Source organism: Pseudomonas sp. GW531-T4 (assembly GCF_017349615.1).
In the GTDB taxonomy this organism is placed as follows: domain Bacteria; phylum Pseudomonadota; class Gammaproteobacteria; order Pseudomonadales; family Pseudomonadaceae; genus Aquipseudomonas; species Aquipseudomonas chlororaphis_I.
In genome coordinates this window covers 22,030-38,087 of sequence record NZ_JACMZT010000046.1, presented here as the reverse complement: position 1 = coordinate 38,087, position 16,058 = coordinate 22,030, and the positions used below count along the sequence as shown (strand labels likewise).

Here is a 16,058-nt window from a genome sequence, read left to right as displayed (position 1 = left end):
ACTTGAATAATGCACTCAAGCGCTAAGGTATTTGCTGGCTTTGTGAATTGGTTGCTCTCTTTGTGTCTTGTTTCTGAGGGGGAACTTCTTGAAATACTTGAGGGGTTTGATGGTGTTCAGGGAGTTATAGAAAGCAATTTGTATATATCAGCATACGAGGAGATCGCTCGCTACCTTGCCCATCTTCGATCTTTTGAAGAAATGATTTTCTTTGTTGAATCGAATAGTGAAGTTCTGAGCGAGTTGCCAGGGGAGCAGTATTACTTTGTTGAGGCTGTAGTTGATGTGTATTCTGTCGGTGGACAAAATGTTGCGAGGTTGATTGATGCCTCACCCAAAAGATATAGGGAGTATTTGATTAAGCGCTTTGGGTAGTTGGTGCAAAAGGAGTCAATCCTCCGTCCGTACCATGTAATGCAAGTAATCTTTTGGAGGGGGGCAGGCAAATGCTGGCCAGATTAGTAGGCTTTTCAAGCTAGATGGTACGCCAGTCAATGGAGCGGTATGTCGAGCGAATAACCAAGGATGCTGTAAAACGATTGGGAGCAACATATCAGAAATATCAATTCTGATGGAATATTGATATCGGATAAGGTTAAAGGGCTGCAATAATGATCCTTGTTAGGGTTTTAGATGCAGAAGGTGAGTTGCTGAATGTACTTTATGATTTGAGTGCGCTTGAGTATAGGCAGCGCAAGCCAGAGGTGTGGGTGAAAGATCACTTTGAAAGATAGGATCGCTCGAGTCTTCCTCCGTATGTATCCTTTCGATTTGGAAGAGAGGATGATCGTATTGTTTCTACTTTGAGGGGGGCGGTTAGTTTATATAAAGGTCTGATAGATTGGGTCTTGACAGGGTATGAGCGCCATGCGTTTCCTGGCATGAATTGGGTGATAGAGCCTGCGCGAATTAAAGAGGTAGAGACTAAGGCTGGGGCTTTGGGTTTGTCGCCTGAGGACTATCTTTCTGAATATGAGCCGGAGTTTGGCCCTATTTCTTTTGAAGACTTGGTCGGATTAACCCAATATGTTCGTCAAGTATTTTCAGGGCAGGGCAACCTCAGCTCTTGAACTGGGGTGTTGTATTTGTCTTGCCGTAATCACCAGACGCCCTTCATGATTTAACTCTAAAATTCTTAGTTACCTAAAGCCCCGCAAAACATCTCCGTAACCGACCCGAGCGCTGCCTCGAATCCTAAGAACTACGGCACACATCAAATCGAAATCGACGTGAAGCGATTGCAGCAGGATATTGATTCCGGTGTATTGCCAAACACTAGGTTCTTGAGCAACCGTGAAGTCACGGCCGAGTTGCAATCAAAGGTAGATGCGGCACGGGAGAAATACACGAACAACCCCTCCACGAAAAATGAGACTTCATTGACGAGGGCAGAGGCAGACTTGAGCAACGCCACGCGTGATGGCGAGTGCTTGATCAAGGGCTGTGTCCCGGCCGGCTATATTAAATTTATCGATAAATAGGTATTTGTCATGGATCGGAAAACAAACGACCTGCTTAATAGCATTCCGGAGCATGCAGATTATGCAGCTGATGCAGGAGACTTGGACCCGGAGGATATTCCGCAGGAAAGAATGGATGCTGTGATGGATTTGCTTCGTCACGCAGATAATGACGTGGTGCGCTTCCTGGCTGCGAAGTTATTGACCAGTTGGGGGGTCCATGAAGGCTTGATTGCCTTGGAGAAGAACATGGAAAGACCCGAAATTATCGAAGGCATCTATTCTCATAGGCTGCATGGATACGATGATACTTATCGTCAGATACTTATGGCAGTGACCATGTATTTTGCCAATATGGCTGACAGGGGGGAAAGAGAGGTGGCGAGAACCCAGGTCTACTCACCCTTGTCGAAAATCATAGCGTTGGCGGGCAGCAAACCTTTTGAAATAGCCGATGCTTTTGCTTTCGTGAAGCGTGAAAGATATCTGGAGTATGTACTTCCTATTAAACAGCATCTTGTTTCGATAATTGATCATCCAGAAATACATCGTTGGAAGATTTATGATGCTATCGAATTATTGATGGGTTTTGATCCTGAGTTCGTCATGTCTCTATTGAAAGAAAAAAACAAGACGATTGATGATTTCAGACCAACAGTACAGGGTTGACCCAGTAAGCGGGAGGCAAGGCTCAGGTCGGCTCCGGTGCAAAAGGTACTATTGGACTACCGAAGCCTACTGTAGAGCTGTTCGGTGGTAAGGATGCTCAAACTTCTGGTGCAATCAATAAAGGGAAGTTTGAGTGATGTGTCGGTAAGGCGCTGTTATATCGATTGGAGCTGGCGAGGAATCTCAAACATCTGCTCAATATAGTGGAGATATGAAAAAGACATTTCGTTCAATAGCGGCCGCTATGGGGTCTAAGTGGGAGCCGGAACGCGAACCTTCGTCCTTGACTCAGTGGTACTTGTCCGCTCTCGATATCCCTATTGAGGAACTTGGGCTTGAGGATCTATGTCGGGCTTTGAGGCAGGATTTATTCTCACTTGAATTACTGCCAATTGCCGTTGATGTTCTATCCAAAGACCTGCTCTCAGGTTTCTTTGATGATGGGGAGTTGCTGGCCCTGATCAATGATTTGCCATTGATCTATTGGTCTGATAATGAGCTTTTGGCTCAAAGGCTTTTATCTGTTCTTGTTAATGGTGAATATTTACTGAGTGAGGAGCCTGAGACATTGCTTGTGGCTAAGGGGTTGGAAGTTAAATTGCGAGAGGTATTGATTGAATAGGTTTGATGGTCATTTAGCTCGTGTAGTCTAATCCAGAACACAGGCCGGGTGATGCTAAGGTCTGATTAGTTTTAAAAATGGGCATGGGGAACTCACAATTGAAGGCGTTAAAGCTCGAAAGGCCAAGCGGGCGACTTTAAGATCGCCCGCTATTGCTTAGGCTGAAATCTGTTCCTGTAATTTTCGCCCTGTTACATCTAGAAGATCGCAACCGTCACGCAACAGAATAGTGCAGACCAACGTCAACTCCTGAAGAACCATAGGGTGGCTTCTAGCATTTTCAGGTTCCACAAAGTTTTCCAACAACTGAGTCACCGCACGAATGCGATAAGCCGCTGCATCGTGCAGCACATCGACAGGTGCCTGGGTGTCGATCAGCAGGTAGGGAATGTTGCAGTCGTGGCCGGTAATGGGCATGTAGCGGTTCATATGTGTAACTCCATTCAGTTGAAAAGAGCTATCACTCAAACGTCGCCAAACGAAAGGTGGCAGCTGTACGCGGGTTGGCGAGCCGGGAATGGAAAACCGACAGGCCCGAAGGCCTCCCGCGCACAACTGCCGTAAAGCAGCTTTGCATGCGCAAAAGCTTCTGTAATTAGAAATCTTTTGCACACCATTCCCCAGGTCGCCAAACCCGGTCGCCATCTGGGCGACCCACCGACTGTAAATCGCACTGTGGTTGGCGGGAATAAGGTGAGTGCACAGCAGGCTGTAGGGCTTTTCTGATTAGCCCAGAAGGAAGCTGTCGGCTTGGCGGGCAGCTCCAATACCCAATAAAACACCCCGTGCGTTTTCCAGAGTACGGCTTCCCGCAAAAGGTTTCGGGCAATACTGGCACTTTGCTAAAAGCACTGGGCTCAGACGAGAACTTTCGGCCCCAAGCTCTGTTACCATTCGGCGCGCACATCCGTTCGGCAGGGCCTGTGGCGGCTGTTTCAGCGGTTCCGGCTGCGGTCGGTCTCTTGTCACGGCTTGCGCGGGATGTGCACGCATAGCCTCCTGATTTCCAGACGGCATCGCTTTTGCGCGGTGCTTTCGATGCTCCTGTCTGTACCTGATTCCGAGGGGTGGAAGCCCCTTCGCCTATTCACCTGTCAAAGGATGATGGAGCTTTTGAACCAAGGCTCCACACTGGGAATACGCCTATGAACTACCTCGAACGCTCCATGTCTGCCCTCCGCTCGGTCGGTATCAACTTTCCCACCCAGGATGCACCCGTGCTGGCGCTGCTGGACAAGGTGTCGGTGTATGACGCCAACCGGGTGACCAATATCGCCGCGACCCTGCAACAGTCCACGGTCTTTAATGCCTCGGTACGCGACAAGCTGCAGAGCATGGATATCAGTACCCGGTATGCCGACATCGCCGCCAGTTTCGACTCGATTCAGGCCGACGCGCAGCAGATGATGGAGTGGATGGCCGACGGCAAGCTGCAATTCTCCGAGCGGATCCAGCTGACCTGGCTGAACATGCGCCGTGGCTCGATTCCGGATCGCTTCGAGGACATTCGCAAGAATTATCTGGCGGTGGCCAAGTCGGCCAATGAGCAGATCCAGCTGGAAACCCTGATTCTCGAGGCTTACCAGGATTATCGCCTGGCCATGAAGACGGCCGAGGTCGATGCCTGTGAGGTGCAGAAAGTGGCCCAGGCGCAGCTCGATGCCGGGCGTAAAACCCTGGCGGACGCCGGTACGGCGCTGGAGGTGGCCGAGCTGGAGGCGGCCGAGCGGGTGAAGCTGGAGCTGGCGCGGGATGTGGCGTTGCGCAATCTGCAGGACGAGGACAAGCGCTACCAGATCATCACCGACATCGCCGATCAGCTGAAGGCGGGCTACAACGCGGCCGAGCTGGTGTTCGCGCGCTTGAGCCAGTACCACTCGGTGAAGGAGCGCCTGTATCAGCGCGCCGTGAGCTTTTTCGCCACCAATGAAATCGTGCTCACCGGCCTGGCGGCGGGCTTCACGTCGTCCGGCGGGTTGGCCGAGGTCACCCAGACCCTCAATGCCATGAACGACGGCATAAACTCCAGCCTCGAGGCCCAGGCCAAGGTCGGCGGGGAGCAGCTCGAGGCCGCGCTCAAAGCGGGCTACGGGACCAACCTGAAAGTCAGTTCGGTCAAGGCCCTGGCCGAGGCGGTGGTCGACTTCCAGGCCAGCAGCCTGAGCCTGATCCAGGAGCTGCGCAAGGAGTCCGCTTCGGCGGCCGCCGAGATCGAGTCGATTACCGAGGACAGCAAGCGTCGCTTCAGCGCGCTCCTGCAAAAGGGGCTCTGAGGTGAGCCAGGTTTCCCTCACCGAACAGATGGGGGCCATGGCCCTGATCGACGAGCTGCGGCACAGCCAGGCCGAGGTGCAGAAACACCTGGACCTGCCCCGGCATCGTCAATTGGTGGCTGAACGAATTCGCGAGTTCTATCGATCCCGGGGGATCGAGGTCGAGGATGCTCTGGTCGAGGAGGGCGTGCGGAATTTCTTCGCCACTCGACTGACCTACGAGGCCCAGCCGATGGGCCTATGGTCGAAATGCTTGGCGCAGGTCTATATCACTCGCGCTCAATGGTTGATGCCCCTGGCGGTGTTCTCGATCGTGAGTCTGGGCGCGATTTTCATGGCGCGGCCGGTAGCCAATTTTTTTGGCGAGGTGCGGCTGCAGACCACCCAGACTCAGGTGGATCAGGCACGGACCCTGGCTGATGCTCGGGGCGTGCAGTTGGATCGTCTGGAAAAACGCCTGTCAGGCCTTGAGTCGGAAGCGTTGGCCGCCAATCTGTCGGCCGCGGTCCGGCTGCTCAAGCCTGTCCATGAGGCGCTGGAGAAGCTTCGCCTGGCGCAGCCGATCACCTTGCCGCCAAAAGTCACCGCACAGAGCCGGGCAGAGGACGCCGCGCTGGCCGTTGCGGTGACTGAAAGCCTGAAGAAGGAGGCTGCCGACCTGCAGGCGCTGGAGCCTCAGCTGAATACGGCTGCGCTGCTTCTGGCGGCTGATACCAAGCTGAAAACCCAGGTGACGTCTGCGTCGTTCGCGGTGCTCGGCGCGACCTACCCGGCGCTTGCTGCCGCGGCAACCAAGGCGCGCTCCGTATTGGATCAGGCCGATACCCAAGGCCAGCCGGCGGTTCAGTCGGCGCTTGAGCAGCTGGATGCGCTGATAGCGCAAACCCGTGTGATCAGCCCCTATCTCACGCAGTTGCAAGAGGCCCGAGGCAACCTGCGCAAGATGGGCTTGAGCAAGGCGGACGCCGAGCAGTTCCAACCCTTGTTCGCCAAGGTCGATCAGGCCGTCAAGGATATGGATACGGCGGCGGCCGAGCATGGCCTGCAGGAGCTCGAACGACTGCGGACCGTCGCAGCCACGCCGTTGACCCTGGAAGTGGTCAGCCGTACCGGCGAGAAGTCGATGATCGAACGCAACTATGATCCGACTGGAGGCAAGACCTGGTATCTGCTGACCGAGGCGAGCGATGCCTCAGGCAATGTGGTCTCGGTACCCATCACCAGCATCGAGAGCGGGGAGCGGCGTTATGCCTCGATCTTTGGCGTGCGCGTCAGTCAGGCAACCTATCAGGCCGCCAAGAATGACAAGCTTCTGGATGGTCATGTCGATGATCGCTTGATGGGTAAAAAGGCGGCCAACTCGCTGACCTTTACCTTCGTTAAAGGGCCTGTCAAAACCAAACCCGATTACATCCTGGAGTGGTAATGAACTCGAGCAGCATGATTGCGTCCCTTGGCGAGAACTCTCGGCGATACGAGGCCGAACTGCGTAGGTTCCAGCTCGAGTTGTCCAATGCCCACGAGCAGGAGTTGCGCCTGCAGCAGCAGATCGCTGGCGTCTTTCCACAGATTGCCAACTTTCAGCTGGCCGGTGGGGCTCGGCTGTCGGACGAGGTTCAGCGTTTGCTGGACCAGCGGGAGCGGAGCGAGTCCGAGTTGCGTGAGCAATTGGCGGTGGCGGAGGCCGGGGTTGCCAAGCACCTGCAGGAGATGTCGACGGTTTCCCAGGAAATCGAGGCCCTCGTTGCCGATGTCGACCGGCAGTTGACGGTAGATCCAGCGTACCAACAGCAAGCCGCGATCCTCGCGGAGGCCGTCGAGCGTTGCAACGAAGCGGCCGCGTCTTACCAGGAGCTGCGTGATGAATGTCGCGGCAAGCTTCGGGCCTTTCAGACCGAGCCTCTGTACCTCTACTTGAAGGGCCGCGGGTTCGGTACGGATCGTTATGTTGGCCGGTCGTTTTTTCGGGAGTTGGATCGGTGGATTGCTCGCCTGTGCAATTTCCCGCAGAACAGCGCGATCGAGCAGAGCCTTCTGGCCATGCAGGAAGCCAATGAAGGCGCCCAGTGGCAACGGGACAGCCATCGGGCCGTTCAGGAGGCCGAGCTGGCGCGGCTGTATCAGCAAGCCCTGGCGGGCACCCTGTTGTCGGTGCTGCAAGCGCGCCTGAAGACGGAGCGCGAGGCCGTGGAGGCCGGCAAGGCTCAGGCCAATGCCGTTCATGAGCGCCTGGGGCTGTTCGTCTCCAAGGGGGACGAGCACTTTGCCCAGGTTGCTGAGCTGTTGTCCCGGCAATTGGCCGAGATGAGTGATGCCAAGCTTGAGCACTTGGCCGGACAGACAACGACGCCGCAGGACGACGAGCTGGTGCAGAGGGTGCGTGATTTGCGTTCTGAGCTCGATGATCTGCGGTTGCGCGTGCCGTTCCTGGAGATGAAGTGCAGGGATACCGAGCGCGACTATGCAAGAGCCAAGCAGCTTGAGCGTGAATTACAGTCGAGTGGGTCTATCAGCGGTAGCTACAGCTATTCCGCAGGTATGAATCTTGACTCTCTGGTTGCCGGGTTCATGCAGGGCGCGCTGTCCCTCTCCCAGGTGGCGAATGAGGTGGGGAGCCATCGCCGCGCCAGCAGGCCGGCCCCGAGCTTTTGGAGCAGTGGCTCCAGCAGCGGTTCGAGCAGCCATTCCAGCAGTCGCCCGAGCAATTCCGCAAGCAGTAGCTCAAGTTCCAGCAGCTCGTTCAGTTCCTCCCGATCGACGGGCGGCGGTGGGTTCTCTACCAGCGACAGCCTTTAGGCCGAGTATTCCTGAGGCGTAAAAAACGGGGCAGCGTTGGCTGCCCCGTGTCGTTTCTCCGTTCGTTACGGCTTACAACGCCTTCACCGGAATACAGATCTCACATTCCAGTTCCCCCGTCTTCATGTCGTATTTCGCGTCCACCGGATAACGTTCGAACGCTGGCCGTGCATCGAATTGCATGCCGCTCTTGGGCAGCCAGTCGCGGCACAGTTCGGTCCAGGCGTCGGCGATGTCGGGGCCTTTGCCCTGGTAGTGGGCGACGGCGTAGAGGCCGCTGAGCAGGGTGGTGACGACGGCGGGGGCGCTGGCCTTGAAGTCGGCAGGGACTTCGACGCAGGCGTCGTAGCGGCATTTTTCCGGTGGGGTGACGTAGGGATCGTCGTGGCCGATGCCGTAGCGCGCACGGCCCAGCAGGCCGTTTTCGACCATCCAGGGGGCGACGGTGTCGCGCCAGAAGGTGCCGATGCCTGGCCCGTAGGGGCCGATGTAGCGCAGGTAGGCGACGCGGACCGGTGGCAGTTCCTTGAGGGTGACGTTCATCGTGAGTTCCTTCAGGTGGATGAAGGCGTCAGGATCGTCGAAGGCCGGGATGTGCGTCTGATCAGGATTGCTCAATTCGCGCAGGCGCCGTTCGCGGACGTCGCTGAGGCGGCGGTGCCAACGCTTGGGTTCGGTACTGCGCCAGGTGCTCGGGGTGACCGAGAAATGCTGCTTGAACGCCCGGGAGAACGCTTCGCCGGAGCTGAAACCGACCTCCAGCGCCACCTCCAGAATGCTCAATTCCGGATGACTGGCCAGCTGATAGGCGGCACAGGCCAGGCGCCGCCGGCGCAGGTAGTCGCCCAGGGTTTCGCCGACCCAGGCGGTGAACAGGCGATGGAAGTGAAAGGGCGAAAAATGCGCGACCTGCGCGAGTTCGGCCAGCTCCAGCGGCTGGTCCAGGTGTTGGTCGATATGCTCCAGCACCCGGTTCATGCGCAGGGTGTATTCGTGGAGGCTGTGATAGGCAGAGCTCATGGAGCCAAGTTTAGCCGGGGGCGAGACGGTGGGTTTGCGCCGGCCGGTTTTTTTGTCGTGACAGGACGGACGAGATCGCGAGCAAGCTCGCTCCTACAGGGGCGGGCTTGTTCGCGATCTCGGTCTAACGCTCAGGAACCGCCATGGCAGCAACTGGCGGCCGGTTTGTCGTCATAACGATCATGGTGCCTGACCCAGTCCATGATCTGCTCTTCATTGCGCCCTTTGGGTGTCAGGTCCAGGTAGTTGTAGGCCCCCACCAGCAGGTCCAGGCCACGGGCGTAGGTGGAGTAGGTGTGGAAGATCTCGCCGGCTTCATTGCGGTAGAACACGCTGAGGCCGGGCAGCTCTTCTTCGGCGCCGTCGGTCTTTTCATAGTTGTAGGTGGCGGTGCCGGCGGCGACCTCGTCGGCCCGGGCGCAGACCCCGAAGTCATAGTTGAAATCACAGCCGGCGGACGAGACCCAGTCGAACTTCCAGCCCATGCGCCGCTTGAACGCCTGGAACTCGGCGAAGGGCGCGTGGGACACCGCCACCAGCGCGATGTCGTGATGGGCCAGGTGCTGGTTGGCGCCGTCGATATGGTCGGAGAGAAAGGAGCAACCCGGGCAACCTTCGTCCCAGCCTTCGGCGAACATGAAGTGGTAGACCACCAGTTGGCTGTGATCGCCGAACAGGTCGGCCAGGCTCAGTTCGCCGTGGGGGCCCTGGAAGCGGTAGGGCTTGTCGATTTTCACCCAGGGCAGGGCGCGCCGCTCGGCGCTGAGCTGGTCGCGCTGGCGGGTGAACGCCTTTTCGTGAATCAGGTGCTGCTTGCGGGCCTGTATCCATTGTTCCCGGGATACGACCGGATGATCGTTGAGGTGCATGACGTCTTCTCCTGCGACAAAGGTGGCGCGGCGACAGTGCCTACACAGGCTAGTCGTTTCACCCGCGGGCAAATCGACAGCCGCCGGACGGTTCCGCCCAACGGTCGCCCGCCAGCCCCACCTCGCTGGACGGCTATTCAGGCGTTACTTCTGGCGTGCCGTCCTCATGCATTTCAACGCTTCGAATTCATTGCGCACATTCTGCAGCTTGTTGCGCAGATGCTTGCGCTGGGTTGGCGTGCTTTGGGCCATCACGTCCACCAGCAGGTTGCGCGACGCCTGTTCGCTGTTGGCATAGGCCTGGCGATAAGCCGGTGTCCAGAAGCTTTCGCGATCCACCAGCAGGCGCTCGATGCGTTTGTCGAAGTCGCTGTTCTGGCGTTGTTCCAGCGCGGCACTGAACTGCGCCTGCCAGTTGGCCCGGTTGGCAAGCCAGAGCTGGTTCTGTTCGCCGAGGGACGTCGACCAGTCCGCCACCCGCCGGGTCTGCTCGGGAGTGAGGGAGCCGAGCCAGGTAGTCAGGCGTTTGTCCATGCGTTCGGCGCGCAGCCTGATCTGTTGTTCCAGTGGTGACTTGAGGTATTTGCTGCGGCGTTGGCGCATGTCCTTGGCGAAGGCCGCCTTCATTTCCGCGACCTGTTGATCATCCAGGCCTCGCAACAACTCGATGGCCGACGGCGCGATCGCGCGGGCGGTCTGGGCAATGGCCTGCTTGGCTTCGCGGGTGAACTCTTGCAGCTCGGCATCGTTGACCTGATTGCGCTCGACCATCTGCTGCAGGCGGTCCAGGTAGTCCAGGTAGCCGGGCAGTTGCGTGCCGCAATGCCAGCTCAGGTGTTCCTTGAGGCGCTCGTTGAACCAGATTTTCTGCTCGCGGTTCATTTCCAGGTAGTCGTTGAGCGTCCAGGGAATGATCACATCGAGGTTGCGGTAAGCCAGGCCGACCCGATTGCAGGAGGTCAGCACCAGGCTTAGCAGCAGTAGCAGGGTGAGGTGTTGCAGCCGGCGCGACATGGCAAGTCCTTGCGAAGGCCTGGGGTTGTAAGGCATGGGTTTCTTATCTGAACCCGGAACGCTTCCGGCAGTTCAGCCGCTCAATAGAACGAGTGCTCGGCCTTGAAGGTGAGCAGACCGTCGCATTGCGCGTTATGTCCAGAATAGGCCGAACAATCGCTACCGTTGAGGCTGGAGTCGCTGTAGATCAGTTTCAGGTCGATGCCCATCCAGGGGCGGGAGAACTTGATCGACCAGTCGTTGAAACTGCTGACGTAGCCGCTGCTCACCGAAACCGGGTTGCCCAGCTGATGAGTGGTGTACTTGATGCTGACGCCGATGCCGAACGGCTGGTTGCCGCCCAGGTCGGCGAACAGGGTGCTGTTGCGCGTGTCCGGGTCCTGGCTGAACGCGGCGCCGAAGCGGCTGCCCAGCAGCGTCAGGCCGCCGTAGAACTCCTGGCTGTCCTGCGGGGCCAGTTGCGGGTAGTTGTACTGGATCATCCCCACTTCATAACCCAGGGTCTTATCGAAGGGGCGCTTGAAGCCCAGGTAGGAGTCCACTTCCAGGTCGCTCTCGCCCAGGCCCATGCTCGGCGACCACTGGCCGATGTACCAGCCACTGTCGTGGGTCAGGTCCAGGCCGCCATGGAACGAACCGGTGGCTGAGGGTTTGACCAGGCCCTGGGCCATGCTGCGGCTCGGGGTGCTGCTGAGCTTGAGGTCGAAATCCCCCAGTTCGCGCTGGAAGATCTGCCCGTGGACCAAGGGGCTGGCGAGAAGGCTGGCGAGCAGCACATGAGACGGTTTGAGCATGCTTCACTCCATGAAACGCGAGGAGCAGGAACCGCGAAACCTGCTGAAATGCTCGATCTAGAGGTGTGCAAGGATACCGGCGAAACCTCGGGGATGAGGGCCGTTCGTCGATTTTTACAGGAGGGGAGGGCTCAGAACTCTAGTCCTAGCGCTTTGAGGCTCAAAGCGCATAGGGACCAGGAGGTGTTGCGGAGGGATTACTTCTTGCCCAGGCTGATCTGCTTGGACGGGCCGAAAGTCTGGCCGCTGACGCCTTTGGCAATTTGCTGGATCTCGCCGCCGGATTTCAGGAAAGCAGCAATCTGATCGTTGATCGATTCGCTGGTTTCAACGGCTGGAGCTGGCTTTGCTTTGCTGTTGGATGCTTTTACACGCATGGCGGCCATTAACCTTCAGGAAATTAATTTGGCCAGCCATCATACATGAAATGCTTGACAATTGCTTGGTAAATATCCTCCTGGAATAACGGTGGAAAACTCTCGAATAATCCTAAGTTGATCTCGGGAATATCCCCATAAGCTGCTGTTTTAAATAAAGACAATGGTAAAAAGAAAGGCTTGCTCGGCGGCGCTGAGGCAAAAGCCGCTGCCGGTTGGCCTGACGGGCGGAACCGGTTGCTGGCGCAAAGCCATAAAAATCAAGGCATTCAGGAAAATATCCGCTGCTATCCGGCGACTCGGGCCAACCAGGCCCGGAAAAACGGGTAGAATGCCGCCCACGCAATGAGGGTATTGGAAATGGCTTTAGTCGGGCGCTACAACAGTTTGCAAGTGGTTAAACACACTAACTTCGGTTTATATCTGGACGGCGGGGCGGATGGCGAAATATTGCTGCCCAATCGTTATATTCCCAAGGATATTCCCAGTGAAGATGAAGACTGGTTGAATGTTTTTGTTTATCTGGATAGCGCCGACAAGTTAATTGCAACTACCGAAAAACCAAAAGTTCAAGTCGGTGAGTTCGCCAGTCTTAAAGTCGTGGAAGTTAACAGCATCGGTGTGTTCCTCGACTGGGGCCTGCCCAAGGACCTGTTGCTGCCGTACTCCGAGGAAAAGCGCCAACTGACCGCCGGCGAGTATTGCGTGGTGCACGTCTACCTCGACAAGCACACCCGTCGCATCACCGCCACGGCCCGTCTGGACCGCTACCTGGACAAGGCTCCGGTGACCTACAAGGTCGGCCAGGAAGTCGATCTGCTGGTGGCCGAGAGCACCGACATGGGCTTCAAGGCGATCATCAACAACAAGCACTGGGGCCTGATCCACAAGAACGAAGTGTTCAAGTTCCTGCGTCCGGGCAAACAGGAAAAGGGCTTCATCAAAGAGATCCGCGCCGATGGCAAGATCAGCCTCAGCCTGCAACCGGTGGGCGAAGAACTGGCCAGCAGCCTGAACGCCAAGATCCTCGCCAAGTTGCGGGAAAACAACGGCACACTGCCGGTCAGCGACAAGAGCGATCCAACGGTGATCAGTGGACTGTTCGGTGTCAGCAAGGGCAACTTCAAGAAGGCCATCGGCGCCTTGTACAAGAATGGCCAGATCGTTATTCATGCCGATCGCATTGAGCTGACCTGATCCGTTCCTCCCGGGCGTAGGTGCGGTCGAAGATCACGACCGCGCCACGAGGGCATTACCGAACAACCGCTGCCGGTTCCGGCAGCGGTTTTTTATTGCCTTTTTTCTGGCTGCTTGAGGCGGGAGTCGGGGCCGGTGTATCCGAACACTCGCAAAGGCGCTGTATACAATCGATCACCCCTTGTCGATGCACTGATATCAGGCAGTCATGCACAGCCAACGGGCATGCCTACTTCTGATTCCGCCTGCTGATCATCTTTGTGTAGCCAAGCCTCAGCCCTTGATGGACAAGCGATTAGCGCCGTTCGCCTACAGCTTTTTCCGGTATGGCACGCATTCTGCGTAGCGCTTCGTATACAAATCATGCCGGCTCCCGTACGCAGTGTGGTCGCAAGGTCAATCGCGGGGGCAGAGCCTGTCCAACAAGGAGCCTTGCAATGACCGAGCAACTACCGAAGGGCTACAGCCCGCGCTTGTACAACCAGGACCTGGGGCCGCTGCCGCAGAAGTGGAACTGGTACAACATCTTCGCCTTCTGGATGAGCGACGTGCACAGCGTCGGCGGTTATGTATTCGCCGCCAGCCTGTTCGCCCTCGGGCTGGCCAGCTGGCAAGTGCTGGTGGCCCTGTTGGCGGGGATCTGCATCGTGCAACTGATCGCCAACCTGGTGGCCAGGCCCAGCCAGCAGGCGGCGGTGCCGTACCCGGTGATCTGCCGGCTGGCGTTCGGCGTGTTCGGGGCGAATATCCCGGCGGTGATCCGCGGCCTGATCGCGGTGGCCTGGTACGGGATCCAGACCTACCTGGCGTCCAGCGCCCTGATCATCGTGGTGCTGCGCTTTTTCCCGGCCATGGCGGCCTATGCCGAGCCGCATTTTGCCGGGCTGTCCTACCTGGGCTGGTTCGGTTTCCTGGCGCTGTGGCTGGTCCAGGCCCTGGTGTTCTGGGCCGGCATGGAGTCGATCCGGCGCTTTATCGACTGGGCGGGTCCGGTGGTCTATGCAGTGATGTTCCTTCTTGCCGGCTGGATCGTGTGGAAGGCGGGCTGGAGCAACATCAGCTTCACCCTTGGGGAGAAGTCGCTGTCGGGTTGGCAGGCATTCGGCCAGGTGATTGTCGCCACGGCGCTGGTGGTGTCCTACTTTTCCGGGCCGACCCTGAACTTCGGCGACTTCAGCCGCTACTGCCGCAGCATGCAGGATGTGCGGCGTGGCAACTTCTGGGGCTTGCCGGTGAACTTCCTGGCGTTCTCCCTGGTGACCGTGGTCATCGTCTCCGGCACCCTGCCGGTGTTCGGTGAAATGCTCCATGACCCGATCGCCACCGTGGCGCGGATCGACAACGACGTCGCGGTGCTGCTCGGCGCCTTCGCCTTTGTCACCGCCACCGTCGGCATCAACATAGTCGCCAACTTCGTCTCGCCGGCCTTCGACTTCGCCAACGTCGCCCCGAGCCGGATCAGCTGGCGCACCGGCGGCATGATCGCGGCTCTGGCGTCGATCTTCATCACCCCCTGGAACCTGTTCAACAACCCCCAGGTGATCCACTACACCCTCGACGTGCTGGCCGCCTTTATCGGCCCGCTGTTCGGCATTCTGCTGGTGGACTACTACCTGATCAAAAAGCAGCAGATCGATGTCGACTCGCTGTTCAACGACGGCCCGGACGGGCGTTATTACTACAGCGGCGGCGTCAACTGGACCGCGGTCAAGGCGCTGGTGCCGGCGACCCTGGTGGGCGTGGCGATCACCTTCACGCCAGCATTGCAGCCGATGGCCAACTTCGCCTGGTTCACCGGGTGTTTCCTCGGTGGCGCGCTGTTTTTCCTCCTCGCGCGCCATGAGGCCTCGCCATCCCTGAGGCTGAGCCCGACGGCCTCGAGCTGACGGTCAGGATAAAGGTCTTTTTCCAGGCGTTTTTTTCTGTCCGTTTGGTTGATAATCGACAGCACATTAATTCTTCGCCCCGGACCGGTTCCGGGGCTTTGTCGTTTCTGTCGAGTAACTGCCATGTCTATGAATCTGCCCGAGGGGCTGCGGTGAGCATCGAGCGGCGCAGCGCCGACGGTTTTGCACTGCAAGTGATGCTGGGGCTGTGCCTGATCTGGGGCGTACAGCAAGTGATGATCAAGTGGGCCGCGGCGGATATCGCACCGGTGATGCAGGCTGCCGCCCGTTCGGGCATTTCGGCGCTGCTGGTGGCCTTGCTGATGTGCTGGAAGGGCGGCTGGTCGCAGATCGGCAGCACCTGGCGCGGCGGTTTGCTGGCCGGCAGCCTGTTCGGCCTGGAGTTCCTGTTTATCGCCGAAGGGCTCAAGCTCACCAGCGCGGCGCACATGTCGGTGTTCCTCTATACCGCGCCGATCTTCACCGCACTGGGGGTGAACTGGCTGCTGCCCAGCGAGCGCCTGAGGCCCTTGCAATGGCTGGGGATCCTGCTGGCGTTCATTGGCATAGGCGTGGCCTTCGCCGGCGGCATCTCGCTGGATAACCTGGACACGCGCATGCTGCTTGGCGACGCCCTGGGCGTGCTGGCCGGCCTGGCCTGGGGCGCGACCACGGTGGTGGTGCGCGCGTCGCGCCTGTCCGAGGCGCCGGCGACCCTGACTCTGTTCTATCAGTTGATCGTCGGTTTTGTCGGCCTGCTGCTGATCGCCGTGCTGAGCGGCCAGGTCACCCATGTCAGCCTGACCCCGGTGGCGGTGGCCAGCGTGCTGTTCCAGGGGCTGGTGGTGTCGTTTTTCAGCTACCTGACCTGGTTCTGGCTGCTGCGCCGTTACCTGGCCGCCAATCTGGCGGTGTTTTCCTTCATGACGCCGCTGTTCGGCGTCACCTTCGGGGTCCTGTTGCTGGGCGAACCCCTGAGCCTCAACTTCGTGATCGGCGCGGTGCTGGTGTTGCTGGGCATCACCTTCGTCAGCGCCGAACAGTGGCTGCGCCGACGGATCCGCAGTTTGCTGTAACCCCC

16 protein-coding genes are annotated in these 16,058 nt (G+C 58.1%); 10 read left to right on the top strand and 6 right to left on the bottom strand.

The window, feature by feature from the left end; genetic code table 11:
- The first annotated feature begins 9 nt into the window (after nt 1-9).
- The 4 genes from J4D28_RS26280 to J4D28_RS26265 all read left to right on the top strand — a co-directional run bounded on the left by J4D28_RS26280 (nt 10) and on the right by J4D28_RS26265 (nt 2,751).
- Nucleotides 10-375: a hypothetical protein gene (locus J4D28_RS26280; RefSeq protein WP_016702309.1), complete on the top strand. Its 366-nt coding sequence runs from the start codon at nt 10-12 to the stop codon at nt 373-375.
- A 506-nt stretch (nt 376-881) separates the two neighbouring features.
- Nucleotides 882-1,070 (top strand): hypothetical protein, encoded by a 189-nt coding sequence (locus J4D28_RS26275; protein WP_100208957.1) that lies wholly within the window; start codon nt 882-884, stop codon nt 1,068-1,070.
- 420 nt (nt 1,071-1,490) lie between these two features.
- A complete protein-coding gene (locus J4D28_RS26270; protein WP_028681971.1) occupies nt 1,491-2,129 on the top strand; it encodes a hypothetical protein in 639 nt (212 codons plus the stop codon).
- 211 nt (nt 2,130-2,340) lie between these two features.
- A complete protein-coding gene (locus J4D28_RS26265; RefSeq protein ID WP_016702306.1) occupies nt 2,341-2,751 on the top strand; it encodes a contact-dependent growth inhibition system immunity protein in 411 nt (136 codons plus the stop codon).
- 156 nt (nt 2,752-2,907) lie between these two features.
- Here the strand turns inward: J4D28_RS26265 and J4D28_RS26260 are convergent, their stop codons facing one another.
- Nucleotides 2,908-3,180 (bottom strand): hypothetical protein, encoded by a 273-nt coding sequence (locus J4D28_RS26260; RefSeq protein ID WP_016702305.1) that lies wholly within the window; start codon nt 3,178-3,180, stop codon nt 2,908-2,910.
- A 716-nt stretch (nt 3,181-3,896) separates the two neighbouring features.
- Between J4D28_RS26260 and J4D28_RS26255 the strand changes: the two genes are divergently transcribed.
- Genes J4D28_RS26255 through J4D28_RS26245 form a run of 3 tightly spaced genes read left to right on the top strand, consistent with a single transcriptional unit; the run spans nt 3,897 to nt 7,820 of the window.
- Nucleotides 3,897-5,024, top strand: coding sequence for a merozoite surface protein 3b (locus J4D28_RS26255; RefSeq protein WP_103331645.1), 1,128 nt, complete (start codon nt 3,897-3,899; stop codon nt 5,022-5,024).
- A 1-nt stretch (nt 5,025) separates the two neighbouring features.
- Nucleotides 5,026-6,450, top strand: a complete 1,425-nt coding sequence (locus J4D28_RS26250; protein ID WP_103331646.1) for a DUF6384 family protein — start codon at nt 5,026-5,028, stop codon at nt 6,448-6,450.
- On the top strand, nt 6,450-7,820 hold the full coding sequence (locus tag J4D28_RS26245; protein ID WP_103331647.1) for a hypothetical protein: 1,371 nt from the start codon (nt 6,450-6,452) through the stop codon (nt 7,818-7,820). Before J4D28_RS26250 ends, J4D28_RS26245 begins: the two co-directional genes overlap by 1 nt.
- A 72-nt stretch (nt 7,821-7,892) precedes the next feature.
- On the opposite strand, the gene J4D28_RS26240 is transcribed toward J4D28_RS26245, so the two are convergent.
- The 5 genes from J4D28_RS26240 to J4D28_RS26220 all read right to left on the bottom strand — a co-directional run bounded on the left by J4D28_RS26240 (nt 7,893) and on the right by J4D28_RS26220 (nt 11,903).
- Nucleotides 7,893-8,840, bottom strand: a complete 948-nt coding sequence (locus J4D28_RS26240) for a GyrI-like domain-containing protein (protein WP_103331648.1) — start codon at nt 8,838-8,840, stop codon at nt 7,893-7,895.
- Nucleotides 8,841-8,971: 131 nt separating this feature from the next.
- A complete protein-coding gene (locus J4D28_RS26235) occupies nt 8,972-9,709 on the bottom strand; it encodes a thioredoxin family protein (protein ID WP_009047621.1) in 738 nt (245 codons plus the stop codon).
- 144 nt (nt 9,710-9,853) lie between these two features.
- Entirely contained in the window at nt 9,854-10,723 is an 870-nt protein-coding gene (locus tag J4D28_RS26230) for a DUF6279 family lipoprotein (RefSeq protein WP_028681965.1), read from the bottom strand.
- A gap of 80 nt (nt 10,724-10,803) precedes the next feature.
- Nucleotides 10,804-11,517: a TorF family putative porin gene (locus J4D28_RS26225; protein ID WP_009047623.1), complete on the bottom strand. Its 714-nt coding sequence runs from the start codon at nt 11,515-11,517 to the stop codon at nt 10,804-10,806.
- A 197-nt stretch (nt 11,518-11,714) separates the two neighbouring features.
- The gene (locus J4D28_RS26220; RefSeq protein WP_016702300.1) at nt 11,715-11,903 is read right to left on the bottom strand and encodes a hypothetical protein; all 189 of its coding nucleotides are present in this window, start codon (nt 11,901-11,903) and stop codon (nt 11,715-11,717) included.
- Between the two features lie 351 nt (nt 11,904-12,254).
- Here J4D28_RS26220 and J4D28_RS26215 point away from each other — a divergent pair, with 351 nt between their 5' ends.
- From J4D28_RS26215 to J4D28_RS26205, 3 genes are all read left to right on the top strand, one after another.
- Nucleotides 12,255-13,091, top strand: a complete 837-nt coding sequence (locus J4D28_RS26215; RefSeq protein ID WP_023968236.1) for a S1 RNA-binding domain-containing protein — start codon at nt 12,255-12,257, stop codon at nt 13,089-13,091.
- Nucleotides 13,092-13,528: 437 nt separating this feature from the next.
- Nucleotides 13,529-14,977: an NCS1 family nucleobase:cation symporter-1 gene (locus tag J4D28_RS26210; protein ID WP_016702299.1), complete on the top strand. Its 1,449-nt coding sequence runs from the start codon at nt 13,529-13,531 to the stop codon at nt 14,975-14,977.
- Between the two features lie 152 nt (nt 14,978-15,129).
- Nucleotides 15,130-16,053 (top strand): DMT family transporter, encoded by a 924-nt coding sequence (locus J4D28_RS26205; protein WP_009042666.1) that lies wholly within the window; start codon nt 15,130-15,132, stop codon nt 16,051-16,053.
- Nucleotides 16,054-16,058 lie beyond the last annotated feature (5 nt).